Source organism: Streptomyces canus 299MFChir4.1 (assembly GCF_000383615.1).
GTDB lineage: Bacteria > Actinomycetota > Actinomycetes > Streptomycetales > Streptomycetaceae > Streptomyces > Streptomyces canus_C.
In genome coordinates, this window is sequence record NZ_KB911594.1 from 61,593 (window position 1) to 76,216 (window position 14,624).

A 14,624-nucleotide genomic window follows, 5' to 3' on the forward strand; every position below is an offset into this window, starting at 1 on the left:
TCAATGCCTGTCGCATCGTGGGGACCTTTGGCGCGCATCCGTCGCTGAAGGTTTCTTTTGTGTGCGGTAATCCCCACCAGCAAGGAACGACCATGGCGTCCAGCCTGACGAAGGACTCGGTGACTCCGGGCACCCCCGGTTCCGACAAGACCTTCTTCGGCCACCCCCGCGGACTGGCCACACTCTTCATGACCGAGATGTGGGAGAGGTTCTCCTACTACGGCATGAGGGCTCTGCTCCCGCTGTACCTCGTCGCCCCCGGCGGCCTGCACCTGAGCGCCGCGACCGCGACCGCGATCTACTCCGTGTACGTGTCGCTGGTCTACCTGCTCGCGATGCCGGGCGGCTGGTTCGGCGACCGCGTCTGGGGCCCCCGCAAGACCGTCGCCGTCGCCGGCGCGGTGATCATGCTCGGCCACCTCACGCTGGCGCTGCCCTCCTCGGGCACCTTCTACGCCGGCCTCGGCCTGGTCGCGATCGGTTCCGGCCTGCTGAAGGCCAACATCTCCACGATGGTCGGCCACCTCTACGAGGGCCCGGACGACCCCCGCCGCGACGGCGGCTTCACCGTCTTCTACATGGGCATCAACCTCGGCGCCTTCGCCGCGCCCCTGGTCATCGGCACCATCGGCGAGAACGTCAGCTGGCACCTGGGCTTCGCCCTCGCCGCGGTCGGCATGGCCCTGGGTCTGGCCCAGTTCCTGATCGGCAGCCGCCACCTGGCCGACCGCTCCAGCGTCGTCCCGACGCCGCTGTCCGCCACGGAGAAGGCCTCCACCCTGCGCAAGGCCGCGATCTGGGCCGGCATCGCCGTCGTCTTCTACGCGATCGTCGGCTTCTCCGGCCACTACACGCTGAACTGGATCCTGGTTCCGCTGACCCTGCTCGGCGTGATCATCCCGGTGATGGTCCTGGCCAACATCAAGCGCGACAAGGACCTGGACCGCACCGAACAGAAGTCGATGTCGGCGTACATCTGGTTCTTCGTGGCCGCGGCCGTGTTCTGGATGATCTACGACCAGGGCGGCTCGACCCTGTCGATCTTCGCCGACTCCTCCGCCGAGAACAGCGTCCTCGGCTGGACGTTCCCGGTCTCCTGGTACCAGTCGGTCAACCCCGTCCTCATCATGGCGCTGGCCCCGGTCTTCGCCTGGTTCTGGCTGGCGCTGAACCGGCGCGGCAAGGAGCCGAGCACGGCCGTGAAGTTCGCCTCGGGCCTGGTGCTCGTCGGTGCGTCCTTCTTCCTGTTCCTCGCGCCGCTGGCCATCGCGGACGGTGGCCACAAGGCCGCGGCGATGTGGCTGGTCGCGATCTACTTCCTGCAGACCGTGGGTGAGCTGCTGCTCTCCCCGGTGGGCCTCTCGGTGACCACGAAGATGGCTCCCGCGAAGTACGCCTCGCAGATGATGGGCGTCTGGTTCCTCGCGGTGACCGCGGGCGACGCCACGACCGGACTGCTGTCCATCGCCGGGGTCGACCTCAACAAGACCGGCGTGGTGGCTCTGGAGGCCGCGCTCGCCGTGCTCGCCGGTGTCGCGGTGTGGATGTACCGCAGCCGGGTCAAGGAGCTCATGGGCAGCGTGCGCTGAGCCGCCCTCCGCTGAGACGGCGGGGCGTCGGGATCCTGGTGGGTCCCGACGCCCGCCGGTTTCTGCACCGTGCGCGGTTCCCGCGCCTCTCAGAGCCTCCTGCGCCCGGGCATGAACGTGAAGATCGCGCCGCCCAGCAGCACCGCGGTCCCCGCCACCAGGCCCAGCGCCTTCAGGGCCGCGTGGTCGTCCGCGCCCGTCGCCGCCAGGCCGCCGCTGGTCGACGTACCACCCGTGCCGCTCGTCCCGCCGGAGCCGGACGAGCCGCCCGACGCCCCGCCCTCCTGCTCCTCGGTGGTCAGGGTCAGGGAGACCGCCGTCCTGTCCGGCGTGCAGGTCGTGGTCGTACCCAGGGCGTTGATCGTCAGGACACCCGGCGACAGCGTCGACTCACCCGTCGCGCCCGGCTTGTACGTGCCCGTCATGTCCGGGATCTCTATCGGGTCGCCCGACTTGATGGCCGCGGAGTTGGTGGGACCCTCTACATGGACCGAGCCCGTGTCGGCGCCGCCCAGAACCACCTCCATGGAGGGCTTGACCGAGTCCGCGGGGATGTCGGCGGGGCTGTCCATCGGGGAGTTCTTGAACTGCACGGTCACCCCGTAACCGCCGCCGTCCTTCTTGGCGTTGATCTGGATCGAGGAAGTGGCCTTCTTCTCACCGAGGGGCGACTGACAGGTGTAGGGGATGTCGACCGCCTTGCCGGTGAAGTCGGTCTGGCCGCCGTCGGAGGACGTGGCGCTCGGGGTCGCCGTGGCCGTGTCGGTCGGGGTCGGGGTGGGGCTCGACGTGGGAGTGGCGGTGTCCGTCGGTGTCGGCGTCGGTGTCTCCGTGCCGTCCCCCGCGGCCACGTCGATCGTCCCCGCCGCCGGCACCGTCTCCGTCGGCGTGCACACCGTGTTCGTCCCCATCGCGTTCACCGTGTACGCGCCCGGCGTCAGCGTCACCTTCCCGGCCGCCGTCAGCTTCAGCGTGCCCTTCATGTCGGACAGCACCATGGCGCCGCCCTTCGGGATGGCCGGGTTCTCGCGCGGACCGGTCATCGCGAGGTCGGTGCTCTGCGCGCCGGACGCCTTCAGCGTGCCGGTCGGCTGGACCGAGTTCGCCGGCAGATCGATGATGTTCGGGTTCTTGGAAGCGGCCTGGGTGAACTTCCACACCACGTCGACCTCGTCGCCGACCTTCGCGGTGGCCGGCGCGGTGATCTCGACCTTGGTGGTGCCGTTGACGGGGTCGAGGCCGACGCCGGCGGGCGGCACGCACCGGGTGGCGAACGACACCTCCGCGGCCTGGGCGGGCCCGGCGGCGAGGCCGAGCACCACGCCCGCCCCGGCCAGCACCAGCGCCGCACCGGCCGCGCCCGCTCTTCTCGGCCCGCCGGCCGGTGGGACTCTCCTTCGCTTGCTCACGTGGAACCCTCTCTGGTGGGAGTCGTGGGACTCGTCGGGCTGTCGTCGTGCGGTGCGGAGAGCCGGCCACCGGCCGCGCCCGGATCGGCGTCCGGGGTGAACCACGGCAGGGTGGAGGTCGCGGGGGCCGCGTGCGCGGCCGTGGAGGGCTTGAAACCCGGCAGGCGCAGGGCGAGTTCGGGCAGCCGCAGTCCGCGGTGCCGGAGGCCTCCGGCGGGTCGTGGCCGTACCCGGTCCACCACCGCCATGCCGATACGGAACAGTGCCGCCGGTACGACCAGGCAGACCAGCACCCAGAACAGGGTCACGCCCCAGGGCCGTCCCACCCCCCAGGGCTGCTCGGCCAGGACCTTGCCGCCGTACTTCAGCGACACCGTGTACGCGCCGTGCGCGCCGCCCGTGAGCTCGACGGGCAGTTCGATCCGCGCCTTCCCGCCGGGCCGGATCGTGCCGCGCCACTGCTGGTCCTCCCACTGCGGGGCGAACACACCGTGCGCGGTGCCCACTTGGAAGACCGGGTTCTTGACGGCGGAGGTGCCGAGGTTTCCGACGGTGAAGACAAGGGTGCGGGCGGGGGGCGCCCCGAACCAGGTCAGCAGGCCCCCGGAGCCGTCGAGCCGGGTGTCGGTGAGGACGGAGAGCCGCCCGCCGTCCGTCTCGGCGGGCAGCGGTTCCACGGCGTGCCCGGCCACCTGGAAGATCGCGTCGGCCTCCGCCTTCGCCCCGGTCACCGTGGCCACGTGCACCACACAGGGACAGGGCACCGGCGGCTCGGCGACGGGCAGCTTCTTGCTGAAGCGCCCCTTCGAGTCCGTCGTGACGGCCCGGCCGTCCGCGTTGGCACAGGAGTTGGTGCCGCCCGGCACCCCGCGCGAGGGCACCGCCTGTCCGCAGACCAGGATCATCAGCAACGCCCGCGCACGCCACCCGCTGCCGCTCACGGTGATCGAACCGCCGGTCCCTGCCTGGGACTTGGACAGCTGCACGCTCGGCCCGTCCGCCGCGGCCGCCGTCCCCGCCAGGGGTCCGAGCAGCAGCGCGAGCACCGCCACCATCGCCGCCCACCGCACCTTGCCGCTCGGGCTCACGTCGTCGCTCCCGTCAACTCGGCTCGCGAACAGGGGGATTCGGGCGCGGATCGCCACCGCGCCACAGGACGCGCCGACCGTCCGGGGGACGGCACGGGCGGCATGGGCGGCATGGGCGGCTCCAGCGGTCGTACGAGAGCGAACCGGGCCGCTCAGCGGCGGACGCGGGCCGCCTGGTTGCGCCGGGTCAGCCACAGCGTGCCCGCGGCGCCCGCGAGCAGCACCGTGCCGCCGAGCGTGCCGAGGGCGATCGCCGAGTCCTCAGGCCCGGTCTGCGGGAGAGCGTCGGCCGAATCGCTGCCGCTGCCGCCGTCGCTCCGAGCGCCGCCGGAGGAGGAGCCCGAGGCGGCGGTGACGTCCAGGGTCAGCGAGGCGCCGGGGCTGTTGGTCGGCGTGCAGGTGGTGGTCGTACCGAGCGCCTTGATGGTGAGCACACCCGCCGTGAAGGTGACCTTGCCGGACTTCTTCGGGGTGTACGTCCCGGTCAGGTCATTGATCTTGATGGGGGTGTTGGCCGGCACCACCGCCTGGTTGGCGGGGCCCGTCACGCTCATCGTCCCGCTGTCCGCGCCGCCCAGCTTGATGGTGGCGCTCGGGTTCATCGCGCCCTTGCCGAGATCGACCGGGCTGGACGAGACGCCCTTCTGCCACGACATGGTCATCCTGTATCCGCTGCCGCTCTTGACGCCCTTGATGTCGATGGGCGAGACGGCGCTCTTGTCCCCGATCGGCGTCTTGCACTGGTAGTTGACGTTCACGACCTCGGCACGGGCAGCGGGGGCGGCCATCAGCACCGCCGAGCCGGCCAGAGCCGCGACGGACGCGAGCGCGGCGGTTCGTTTCGGGTGAGACACGGTTCCGCTCCCTAACTCGTTCCTGACGGCACATCAGATCGGCCGTCAAGGTACGCCGGGGCACCGGAGGAAGGAAGAGAAAGTAAGTGTCGGAACTGTGGGGACACACGGGGAAGCCCCGGGGAACACCCGCGGGGCACCGGGGCACACAGGAGAGCGGGGACGGATGCTAGGCGGGTGCGCCGAGCTCCGCCCACACGGTCTTGCCCGTCAGTCCGGGAGCTCTGACGACTCCCCAGTCCAGGCAGAGCCGCTGCACGATGAACATGCCGTGGCCGCCGGGCCGCCCGGCCCGGTGCGGGGTGCGCGGTGCCGGCTGCCCGGTCCCGCGGTCCGAGACCTCGACACGGATCACCTTGTTGTCGCAGGAGATCCACAACTGGTCCGGGCCGTCCGCATGGAGACACGCGTTCGTCACCAGCTCGGAGACGACCAGCAACACGTCCTCCGCCACGGCCCGCCGGTCCGCGGACGCCGCCGGCAACCACCCCCACGCGTACAACGCCTGCCGGGTGAAGTCGCGCGCGAGCGGGACGACCCCGCTCTCCCCCTCGAAGCTCAGTCGACGGGCCTGCCGTGCCGTCGACACCTCGGCTTCGCCGCCAGGCTCCACGCCGGGCTCCGGGTCACGGTCGCCCGGCGAGTAGGGCCGGGTGGTGCTCATCAGCGCTTCACCTCACCGATTCACCGGTTCACGATTCAAAACGTCACTGCATGGTCGCTCACCGAACAGTCAGTACGGATGTCTCCTGCCCGACCGGACCGGTAGAACACCCCTCCATTCGTGACGTATGTCCGCCACGAGGGGTGTGACACCCGATGGACACCAGTCGGACGAGACGAACGAGACACGAGCGGGGCCACGGCCGCCACCCGACCCGCCGTCTCAGCCGCCGGACTCGTCGGCCAGGGCCTCCTCCAGCGTGTCGTGCACGGTGAAGACCGCGTCGGCCCCAGTGATCTCGAAGACGCGTGCCACGACCGGCAGCATGCCCGCAAGATGTACGCCACCCCCCGCCGCCTCGGCCTTCAGCCGAGCCCCCAGCAGCACATTCAGTCCGGTGGAGTCACAGAACTCCAGCCGTGTGCAGTCGACGACAAGCCGGCTCTTCCCCTTGGCGAGGCACTCCTCGAGTGGCTCACGCAACAAATCGGCCGTGTGGTGATCCAACTCACCTGCTGGAGTCACGACGGCGCTGGAGCCCTCTTGCCGCACCTCAACCAGAAGCCGGCCAGACTGTGCGCTGCCGACCGTCCCGCGGTCCATGCCGTCTCTCTCTCCCGACGTCGTGGCTGCTGATGACGCCCTCGAACACTACGCCTTCTCCACACCCTCCGACACCCGAACAATCACTCACAAACGGACATAACCGCACAGATCACACTTGCGATCGTGTCCGGAAACCGGGTAGGGCTAGTAGAGACACGAACTCGACACGGCCGGCTTTGGAGGCGCCGCACACCGCAGTGCACGAACTGGCTTCGGCAGCCATATGCCGAGAACGATGGAGGACATCATGTCACCCCGGCTCGACGCCTCGCATACCCATCAGGCGACGTCGGCATCCCCCCCGGAACATCTGGATCCCATCGAGCAGGACAGCGAAGGCGACGTGCTCGCCGGGCTTCCGGACATCCCGCCCTTCGAAGAGGTCGGGGCCGTGGACGCGCGTGCCCTTTCCAAGACCCTCTTCGCGCGGCTGGAGTCGCTGGAGGAGGGCACGTACGAGTACTCGTACGTCCGCAACACGCTCGTCGAACTGAACCTCGCCCTGGTCAAGTTCGCCGCCTCCCGGTTCCGCTCCCGAAGTGAGCCGATGGAGGACATCATCCAGGTCGGCACCATCGGCCTGATCAAGGCGATCGACCGCTTCGAACTCAGCAGGGGTGTGGAGTTCCCCACCTTCGCGATGCCAACCATCGTGGGCGAGATCAAACGCTTCTTCCGCGACACGTCCTGGTCGGTGCGGGTGCCGCGCCGTCTCCAGGAGCTCCGGCTCGACCTGGCCAAGGCCGGTGACGAACTGGCCCAGAAGCTCGACCGCGCCCCCACCGTGGCCGAGCTCGCCGACCGCCTCGGGCTGTCCAAGGAGGAGGTCGTCGAGGGCATGGCGGCGTCCAACGCCTACACCGCCTCCTCGCTGGACGCCCAGCCTGAGGAGGACGACTCCGAGGGCGCCCTGGCCGACCGCATCGGTTACGAGGACCACGGACTCGAGGGCATCGAGTACGTCGAGTCCCTGAAGCCGCTGATCGCCGAACTCCCCTCCCGGGACCGCCAGATCCTCTCGCTGCGCTTCGTCGCGGGCATGACCCAGTCGGAGATCGGCGAGGAGCTCGGGATCTCGCAGATGCACGTCTCGCGGCTGCTGTCGCGGACTCTGGTACGGCTGCGCAAGGGCCTGACCGTCGAGGAGTGACGCGTCGGCACCACTGACCTGCGCGTGTGCCCGGTGTCCTGTGGGACACCGGGCACCGTGCGTTCCGGACGCCTCACGGTTACTGGGAGAAACCCTTTCCCCAGGGGTTCGCTTCCCTCACTATGGTCCCTCACAGACTGGCCGGTACGTCAGGAGGAGGCTGCGCATGACTCGCCCCGACGGGGCGTCCGACGCCCGGCTCACGGAGCTGCTGCGCGCCGACACGGCCACGGCGTACGCGGCCCTGCTGGAGCTCCGCGCCCGCCACCAGCCCTCGGTGCTCGCCTACGCCCGCCTCTGCACGGCCGGTGAGTCCGCCGCCCGGCAGCTGGCCGCCCAGACCTTCACCCTCGCCGCCAGGGAGACGGCCCGCGGGGTCGACCCCGGCGTCCCCTGGCGCCACCGGCTCCTGCTGCTGACGGCCCGGTCGGCGGCGGCGTGGGCCGGGGACGACCGGGCGGCGGGCCTGGACCCGAGCGTCCTGCTGCTCCTGAACACGGCGGGACCCGGCGGCCCGGTGCCGCCCCTGCTCGCCGCCTTCGAGTCTTTGCCCGCCCGCACCCAGGGCCTCGTCTGGTACCGCCTGGTGGAGGCCGAGCCGGAGCACCGCACCGCCGAGCACCTGGGCCTCACCCGCGAGGACGTGGTCTACGGCACGGAGGGCGCTCTGCAGTCCCTGGCCCGGGCGGGTCTGAGACTCCGCCTCGCCGCCTCGGACGACCCCCACTGCGCGGACTTCGGCCGCCTCATCGAGGAGTCCGTACGCCCGGAGAACCCCCGCGTCAGCACCGACCTGCACGCCCACATGGCCCGCTGCCCGCACTGCACGGCGGCCCACGAGGAGCTGTGCGCGCTGCGGGACACTCCGCGGGCGGCACTGGCGGAGGGGCTGCTGCCGTGGGGCGGGACGGCGTACGTGGGATCGGAGCGGGGCACGGATGTGCCGGCGGCGGAGCGGCGCGCGATGTCGCGGGCGCCGTCGGGCACGTGGCCGCGGCCGCGCCGGCTGGTGCTGGCCTCCGCGGCGCTGGGGGTGGCGCTCGCGCCGCTGCTGGTGTTCCTGGTGGCGCAGGGCGACGACTCGTCCTCCGGGGCGCCGGCGTCGCCCTCCGCTCCGGGCGCCGGCGCGCTGCCGGGTCCGCCCCAGGTGACGGTGACGGCGACGGTCTCGTCCTCCCCCTCGCCGTCCCTCTCCGCCACCACCAGGCCGCCCTCGCACTCGCCGTCGCCGTCGAGGAGCACGGCACCGCCGCGAAAGGCGAGCCCGCCCCCGTTCCGCCCGCCGGGCGGCGCCTATGCCCAGGTGGTCAACGTCTCCACGGCCCGCTGCCTGGACGTCTCCGGTGACATCGAGGAGGGCACGGACGTCGTCACGGCCCCCTGCACCGCGGCGGGCTCCCAGCGCTGGCGCGTCGACTCCGCCCGCGGTGTCCTCCAGTCGTACGCCGACCCCGACTTCTGCCTCGACAGCCGCGGCGACGTCGACAAGGGCCTCGGCATCTGGTCCTGCGACTCGGTCGAGGGCCGCAACGGCGACAACCTGCGCTTCACGGTCGACCCCGACGGGGTGATCCGCCCGGCGATCGCCATCGCGACCGGGGTGACGCCCGGGGGCGGGAACGGTGTCTCGCTGGAACCGCTGACCGGGGGTGCGGAGCAGCGGTGGCGGGCGGGGGCCTCCTGAGGCCCGGGCAGAGGCCTCCTGAGGCTCAGACCACGCGCACCCCGCGCCGCCACACCTCGCTGACCAGCGGCACCCCCGGCCGGTAGGCCAGGTGCACATGGCTCGGGGCGTCCAGGAGGATCAGGTCGGCGCGTGCGCCCGGGGTCAGCCGGCCGATGTCCTCGCGGCGCAGGGCGGCCGCCCCGCCCGCCGTGGCCGACCAGACGGCCTCGTCCGGGGTCATCCCCATGTCGCGTACCGCGAGGGCGACGCAGAAGGGGACCGAGGAGGTGAAGGAGGAGCCCGGGTTGCAGTCCGTGGACAGGGCGACGGTGACCCCCGCGTCCAGGAGGCGACGGGCGTCCGGCCACTCGGCGCGGGTGGAGAACTCCGCGCCGGGCAGCAGCGTGGCGACCGTACGGCTGTTCGCCAGGGCGTCCACGTCCTCGGCGGTGAGGTGGGTGCAGTGGTCGGCGCTGGCCGCGTCGAGTTCGACGGCGAGCTGGACGCCGGGCCCGTAGGAGAGCTGGTTGGCGTGGATGCGGGGGTGCAGGCCCTTCGCCCTGCCCGCCGTGAGGATCGCGCGGGCCTGGTCGCCGTCGAAGGCGCCCTTCTCGCAGAAGACGTCGATCCAACGGGCGTACGGGGCGCAGGCGTCGAGCATCGCGCCGGTGACGAGGGAGACGTAGCCCGCCGGGTCGTCGGCGTGGTCCGGCGACACGATGTGGGCGCCGAGGTAGGTGACCTCGTCGGTGTGGGCGGCGGCGATGCGCAGCGCCCTCGCCTCGTCCTCGACGGTCAGGCCGTAGCCGGACTTGGTCTCGAAGGTCGTCGTGCCCTGGCGGAGGGCCTCGGTGAGGTAGCGGGTGAGGTTGCGTTCGAGTTCCGCGTCGCTCGCCGCCCGTGTCGCGGCGACCGTCGTGCGGATGCCGCCCGCGCTGTAGGCCCGCCCTGACATGCGGGCGTTGAACTCCTGGGTGCGGTCGCCCGCGAAGACGAGGTGGCTGTGGGAGTCGACGAAGCCGGGGAGGACCGCCCTGCCACCTGCGTCGACCCGATTGTCAGTGGCGGGTGCTTTGCTTTGATCACCGGTCCACACGACGCGGTCGCCCTCGATGGCGACGGCCGCGTGCTGGATCAGTCCGAGGGGGGATCCGTCACCGGAGGAGGGGTCGTTGGTGACCAGAGCGGCGATGTTGGTGATGAGCGTGCTCGCGGTGCTCGCGGAGTGGGCGGGGCTGACGTTCGTCGCGTTGCTCATGGCGTCCTCGGTGGCCTGGTCGGCGGTGGGGGCGGGTTCGGGGGCGGGCCGCGGCGGCGGGCGGCCCGGAGTCATCCGTGCAGCGCGGCGACGGCGTCCGCGAGGGCTTTCGGCACATCCGGCACCAGCGCGTGGACCCCGTCGCGCACGACGTGCCGACCTCCCACGACCGTGTGCGACACGTCTGCTGCCGACGCGGCGAATACGGTCGTCTCGGCCCCGAGCCGCGGAGGCGGCCCTGCCGTCCTGACCGAGTCGAGGGCCACGGTGGTGAAGTCGGCGAGCGCGCCGGGCTCCAGGGTGCCCGCGCCGTCCCAGCCGAGGGCCGCGTGGCCGTCGGCGGAGGCCGCCCTCAGCAGGGCCGCCGCCGTCCAGTGACCACGGGTGCGGGTGCGCAGGCGCTCGTTGAGCTCCATCGCGCGTGCCTCTTCGAGCAGGTCGATCACGGCGTGGCTGTCGGAGCCGAGGGAGAGCGGTGAACCCGCCTTCTGGAGGGCCACGGCCGGTCCGATGCCGTCGGCGAGGTCCCGCTCCGTCGTCGGGCACATGCAGGTGCCGGTGCCGCTGCCGCCGATCAGGGCGATGTCCTCGTCGGTGAGGTGGGTGTTGTGGACGCCGGTGGTGCGCGGCCCGAGGACACCGTGCTCGGCGAGCAGTTCGGTCGGCGTGCACCCGTGGGCGGCACGGCACGCGTCGTTCTCGGCGGTCTGCTCGGACAGGTGGACGTGGAGCGGGGCCCGCCGCTCCTCGGCCCAGCGCGCCACAGTCGCCAACTGCCCGGCGGGCACGGCCCGTACGGAGTGGATGGCCGCGCCGATCCTCGCGTGATCTTGGTCCTTGAGAACTGAACAGCGTTCGGCCCAGGCCTGGGCGCTGCCGTCGGAGAAGCGCAGCTGGTGATGGTCGGGCCGCTGTCCGAAGCCGGAGGAGAGATAGGCGGTGTCGAGGAGGGTGACGCGGACACCGGCGTCGGCGGCGGCCTCGATCAGCGCCTCGCCCATGGCGTTGGGGTCGGCGTAGGGGGTGCCGCCGGGGGCGTGGTGCAGGTAGTGGAACTCTCCGACGGCCGTCACACCGGCCAGCGCCATCTCCGCGTACACGGCACGGGCGAGGTCGCGGTAGGTGTCCGGGGTGAGCCGGTCGGCGGTGGCGTACATGACCTCGCGCCAGGTCCAGAAGGTCCCGGAGCCGACCTGGACGGTGCCGCGCAGAGCCCGGTGGAAGGCGTGCGAGTGGGTGTTCGCCAGCCCCGGGAGGGTCAGTCCGCGCAGGATCTCGGCGCCGGGGGGCGGGGTGGGGGTGCTCGTGCGGACGGTGGTGATGCGGCCGTCCTTCACGTCCATGGCCACGCCCGGCTCGACGTGGGTGTCGAGCCAGGCGTGCTCCAGCCAGTACGTCTTCGCTGTCACCTGCAGGCCAGCCCTTCCAGTACATCGGCGAGCGCGAGGACTCCGGCCACGCAGTCGTCCTCGGCGGCGAACTCCGCCGGGGAGTGCGAGACGCCGGTGGGGTTGCGCACGAACAGCATGGCGGTCGGGATGTGCCCGGAGAGGATCCCGGCGTCGTGTCCCGCTCCGGTTCCCAGGACCGGCACCGTGAGATCGGTGCCGGTGCCCAGGATGCGGGCGAGTTCGTCGCGCAGGGCGTGGTCGAACTCGACGACGGGCGTGAAGGACTCCCGGACGATGTCGAGGGCGATGCCGTGGGCGTCGGCGTACTCCCGGGCCGCCTTCTCGATGCCGCCGACCACCTGGTCGAGGCTCTCCTGGTCGGCGGCGCGGGAGTCGAGCCAGCCGCGCACCAGGGAAGGGATGGCGTTGACGCCGTTCGGCTCGACGGCGATCTTGCCGAAGGTGGCGACGGCACCGGCGAGTTCGGCCTCGCGGCGGGCCGCGAGCACGGTCTCGGCGTACGACAGCATGGGGTCGCGCCGGTCCACGAGGCGGGTGGTGCCGGCGTGGTTGGCCTCGCCCCGGAAGTCGAACCGCCAGCGCCCGTGCGGCCAGATGGCACTGGCGATGCCGACCCGGTCGCCGGAGAGGTCCAGCGCCCTGCCCTGCTCGACGTGCAGCTCGACGAAGGCGCCGATGCGGGCGAGCCGCTCCGGGTCGGCACCGATGCCGTCGGGGTCGTATCCGGCGGCCTCCATGGCTCGCGGGAGTGTGATGCCCTCCCCGTCGGTCAGCAGGTGCGCCTGCTCGGCGGTGAGCTGCCCGGCGGTGAGCCGCGATCCGACACAGGCGAGCCCGAACCGGGCCCCCTCCTCGTCACCGAAGTTGACGAGGGCGAGGGGCTTGGTGAACTCGGCCCGCCGCGCCCGGAGTTCGTCGAGCGCGGCGAAGGAGGACACGACTCCGAGGGGACCGTCGAAGGCGCCTCCGTCGGGTACGGAGTCGAGGTGCGACCCGGTGACGACGGCGTCCCCCTGCGCGGGGTCCCCGAGCCAGGCCCACTGGTTGCCGTTCCGGTCGACCTCGTAGGTCAGTCCGCGGGCTTCGGCCTGCTCCCTGAACCAGGCCCGGCACTCGCCGTCGGCCCCGGTCCAGGCGAACCGGCGATAGCCGCGCGAGCCGGGGTGCCGGCCGACGGGGAGCAGCTCGCGCCACATCTCCTGAAACGAGGAGGTACGGGGGTGCTGAGCTGTTCCGGAGTCGGTGCCCACCGTCACGCGTCCTCACCCTCGCGCATCGGGACCCGCACGCCCCGCTCGTCGGCGACCGTCTCCGCGATGTCGTACCCGGCGTCCACGTGCCGGATGACGCCCATGCCGGGGTCGTTCGTCAGTACCCGCCGGACCTTCTCGCCGCCCAGCTTGGTGCCGTCGGCCACCGTGACCTGACCGGCGTGGATGGAGCGGCCCATGCCGACGCCGCCGCCGTGGTGCAGGGACACCCAGGACGCACCCGAGGCCACGTTGACCATGGCGTTCAGCAGCGGCCAGTCGGCGATCGCGTCGGACCCGTCGAGCATGGCCTCGGTCTCCCGGTAGGGGGAGGCGACGGACCCGGCGTCCAGGTGGTCCCGTCCGATCGCCAGCGGTGCCGCCAGCTCTCCGCTCGCCACCATGTCGTTGAAGCGCTCACCGGCCTTGTCGCGCTCGCCGTAGCCGAGCCAGCAGATCCGGGCGGGCAGGCCCTGGAAGTGGACGCGCTCACCGGCCATCTTGATCCAGCGCGCGAGGGACTCGTTCTCGGGGAAGAGCTCCAGGATCGCCTTGTCGGTCTTGGCGATGTCGGAGGCCTCACCCGACAGCGCGGCCCAGCGGAAGGGGCCCTTGCCCTCGCAGAACAGCGGCCGGATGTAGGCGGGGACGAACCCGGGGAAGGCGAACGCCCGCTCGTACCCGGCGAGTTGGGCCTCGCCCCGGATCGAGTTGCCGTAGTCGAAGACCTCGGCGCCGGCGTCCATGAAGCCGACCATGGCCTCGACGTGGCGGGCCATCGACTCGCGGGCCCGGGTGGTGAAGCCCGCCGGGTCCTTGGCGGCGGCGTCGGCCATGTCCTCGAAGGCGATGCCCGTCGGCAGGTAGGCCAGCGGGTCGTGGGCCGAGGTCTGGTCGGTGACGATGTCGATGGGCGCGCTCTCGGCGAGCATGCGCGGCAGCAGCTCGGCGGCGTTGCCCAGCAGGCCGATGGACAGGGGGCGGCGGGCGTCACGGGCCTCGACGGCGAGCTGGAGGGCGTGCTCCAGGCTGTCGGCCTTCACGTCCAGGTAGCGGTGCTCGATGCGCCGCTCGATGGCACGCGGGTCGACGTCGATGCAGATGGCGACACCGTCGTTCATGGTGACCGCGAGGGGCTGGGCGCCGCCCATGCCGCCGAGGCCGGCGGTGAGGGTGATCGTCCCGGCCAGGGTGCCGCCGAACTTCTTCGCGGCGACCGCGGAGAAGGTCTCGTAGGTGCCCTGGAGGATGCCCTGGGTGCCGATGTAGATCCAGGAGCCGGCGGTCATCTGGCCGTACATGGTGAGGCCGAGGGCCTCCAGGCGGCGGAACTCCTCCCAGTTCGCCCAGTCTCCGACGAGGTTGGAGTTGGCGATCAGGACGCGCGGGGCCCACTCGTGGGTCTGCATGACGCCGACGGGGCGGCCGGACTGCACCAGCATGGTCTCGTCCTGCTTGAGGGTGCGCAGGGTGCGGACCATGGCGTCGAAGGAGCGCCAGTCACGGGCGGCCTTGCCGGTGCCGCCGTAGACGACGAGCTGGTCGGGGTGTTCGGCGACCTCGGGGTCCAGGTTGTTCTGCAGCATCCGCAGGGCGGCTTCCTGCTGCCATCCCAGGGCGCTCAGTTCCGTACCGCGCGGCGCTCGGACGGGGCGGGGTCCTGACATGGTCTGCCTCC

12 protein-coding genes are annotated in these 14,624 nt (G+C 71.8%); 3 read left to right on the forward strand and 9 right to left on the reverse strand.

All coding sequences use genetic code 11. The features are described from left to right. Nucleotides 1-92: 92 nt before the first annotated feature. Nucleotides 93-1,589, forward strand: coding sequence for an oligopeptide:H+ symporter (locus tag H293_RS0126090; protein ID WP_020120787.1), 1,497 nt, complete (start codon nucleotides 93-95; stop codon nucleotides 1,587-1,589). Between the two features lie 89 nt (nucleotides 1,590-1,678). On the opposite strand, the gene H293_RS0126095 is transcribed toward H293_RS0126090, so the two are convergent. The 5 genes from H293_RS0126095 to H293_RS0126115 all read right to left on the reverse strand — a co-directional run bounded on the left by H293_RS0126095 (nucleotide 1,679) and on the right by H293_RS0126115 (nucleotide 6,207). Next, entirely contained in the window at nucleotides 1,679-2,929 is a 1,251-nt protein-coding gene (locus tag H293_RS0126095; RefSeq protein ID WP_020120788.1) for a hypothetical protein, read from the reverse strand. Nucleotides 2,930-2,994: 65 nt separating this feature from the next. After that, nucleotides 2,995-4,053 carry a hypothetical protein gene (locus tag H293_RS0126100; RefSeq protein WP_199790201.1) on the reverse strand — a complete coding sequence of 353 codons (1,059 nt, stop codon included), beginning with the start codon at nucleotides 4,051-4,053 and terminating at the stop codon, nucleotides 2,995-2,997. Between the two features lie 185 nt (nucleotides 4,054-4,238). Next, nucleotides 4,239-4,940 (reverse strand): LPXTG cell wall anchor domain-containing protein, encoded by a 702-nt coding sequence (locus tag H293_RS0126105; RefSeq protein WP_020120790.1) that lies wholly within the window; start codon nucleotides 4,938-4,940, stop codon nucleotides 4,239-4,241. 169 nt (nucleotides 4,941-5,109) lie between these two features. Next, a complete protein-coding gene (locus H293_RS0126110) occupies nucleotides 5,110-5,604 on the reverse strand; it encodes an ATP-binding protein (protein ID WP_020120791.1) in 495 nt (164 codons plus the stop codon). A 222-nt stretch (nucleotides 5,605-5,826) separates the two neighbouring features. Next, complete coding sequence (locus H293_RS0126115) at nucleotides 5,827-6,207, reverse strand: STAS domain-containing protein (protein ID WP_020120792.1); 381 nt, start codon at nucleotides 6,205-6,207, stop codon at nucleotides 5,827-5,829. A 238-nt stretch (nucleotides 6,208-6,445) separates the two neighbouring features. Here H293_RS0126115 and H293_RS0126120 point away from each other — a divergent pair, with 238 nt between their 5' ends. Both H293_RS0126120 and H293_RS0126125 read left to right on the forward strand, forming a co-directional pair. Continuing rightward, nucleotides 6,446-7,360 (forward strand): RNA polymerase sigma factor SigF, encoded by a 915-nt coding sequence (locus H293_RS0126120; protein ID WP_020120793.1) that lies wholly within the window; start codon nucleotides 6,446-6,448, stop codon nucleotides 7,358-7,360. 166 nt (nucleotides 7,361-7,526) lie between these two features. Further along, nucleotides 7,527-9,044 carry an RICIN domain-containing protein gene (locus H293_RS0126125; protein WP_020120794.1) on the forward strand — a complete coding sequence of 506 codons (1,518 nt, stop codon included), beginning with the start codon at nucleotides 7,527-7,529 and terminating at the stop codon, nucleotides 9,042-9,044. Between the two features lie 25 nt (nucleotides 9,045-9,069). On the opposite strand, the gene hutI is transcribed toward H293_RS0126125, so the two are convergent. The 4 genes from hutI to hutU are packed head-to-tail and all read right to left on the reverse strand — an operon-like array spanning nucleotide 9,070 to nucleotide 14,613. Continuing rightward, nucleotides 9,070-10,359, reverse strand: coding sequence for an imidazolonepropionase (gene hutI, locus H293_RS0126130; RefSeq protein ID WP_020120795.1), 1,290 nt, complete (start codon nucleotides 10,357-10,359; stop codon nucleotides 9,070-9,072). After that, nucleotides 10,356-11,693 carry a formimidoylglutamate deiminase gene (locus H293_RS0126135; protein WP_020120796.1) on the reverse strand — a complete coding sequence of 446 codons (1,338 nt, stop codon included), beginning with the start codon at nucleotides 11,691-11,693 and terminating at the stop codon, nucleotides 10,356-10,358. Before H293_RS0126135 ends, hutI begins: the two co-directional genes overlap by 4 nt. Further along, nucleotides 11,690-12,892: an allantoate amidohydrolase gene (locus H293_RS0126140; protein WP_020120797.1), complete on the reverse strand. Its 1,203-nt coding sequence runs from the start codon at nucleotides 12,890-12,892 to the stop codon at nucleotides 11,690-11,692. The genes H293_RS0126135 and H293_RS0126140 overlap by 4 nt, the downstream gene beginning before the upstream one ends. Nucleotides 12,893-12,948: 56 nt before the next feature. Then, entirely contained in the window at nucleotides 12,949-14,613 is a 1,665-nt protein-coding gene (gene hutU / locus H293_RS0126145) for a urocanate hydratase (RefSeq protein WP_020120798.1), read from the reverse strand. Nucleotides 14,614-14,624 lie beyond the last annotated feature (11 nt).

Excerpts from the sequence above, each read along its gene's own strand:
- H293_RS0126090 (WP_020120787.1), top strand. The coding sequence starts at position 93 with ATGGCGTCCAGCCTGACGAAGGACTCGGTGACTCCGGGCACCCCCGGT.
- H293_RS0126100 (WP_199790201.1), bottom strand. The coding sequence starts at position 4,053 with ATGGTGGCGGTGCTCGCGCTGCTGCTCGGACCCCTGGCGGGGACGGCG.
- H293_RS0126110 (WP_020120791.1), bottom strand. The coding sequence starts at position 5,604 with ATGAGCACCACCCGGCCCTACTCGCCGGGCGACCGTGACCCGGAGCCC.
- H293_RS0126115 (WP_020120792.1), bottom strand. The coding sequence starts at position 6,207 with ATGGACCGCGGGACGGTCGGCAGCGCACAGTCTGGCCGGCTTCTGGTT.
- H293_RS0126120 (WP_020120793.1), top strand. The coding sequence starts at position 6,446 with ATGGAGGACATCATGTCACCCCGGCTCGACGCCTCGCATACCCATCAG.
- H293_RS0126125 (WP_020120794.1), top strand. The coding sequence starts at position 7,527 with ATGACTCGCCCCGACGGGGCGTCCGACGCCCGGCTCACGGAGCTGCTG.
- hutI (WP_020120795.1), bottom strand. The coding sequence starts at position 10,359 with ATGACTCCGGGCCGCCCGCCGCCGCGGCCCGCCCCCGAACCCGCCCCC.
- H293_RS0126140 (WP_020120797.1), bottom strand. The coding sequence starts at position 12,892 with ATGTGGCGCGAGCTGCTCCCCGTCGGCCGGCACCCCGGCTCGCGCGGC.
- hutU (WP_020120798.1), bottom strand. The coding sequence starts at position 14,613 with ATGTCAGGACCCCGCCCCGTCCGAGCGCCGCGCGGTACGGAACTGAGC.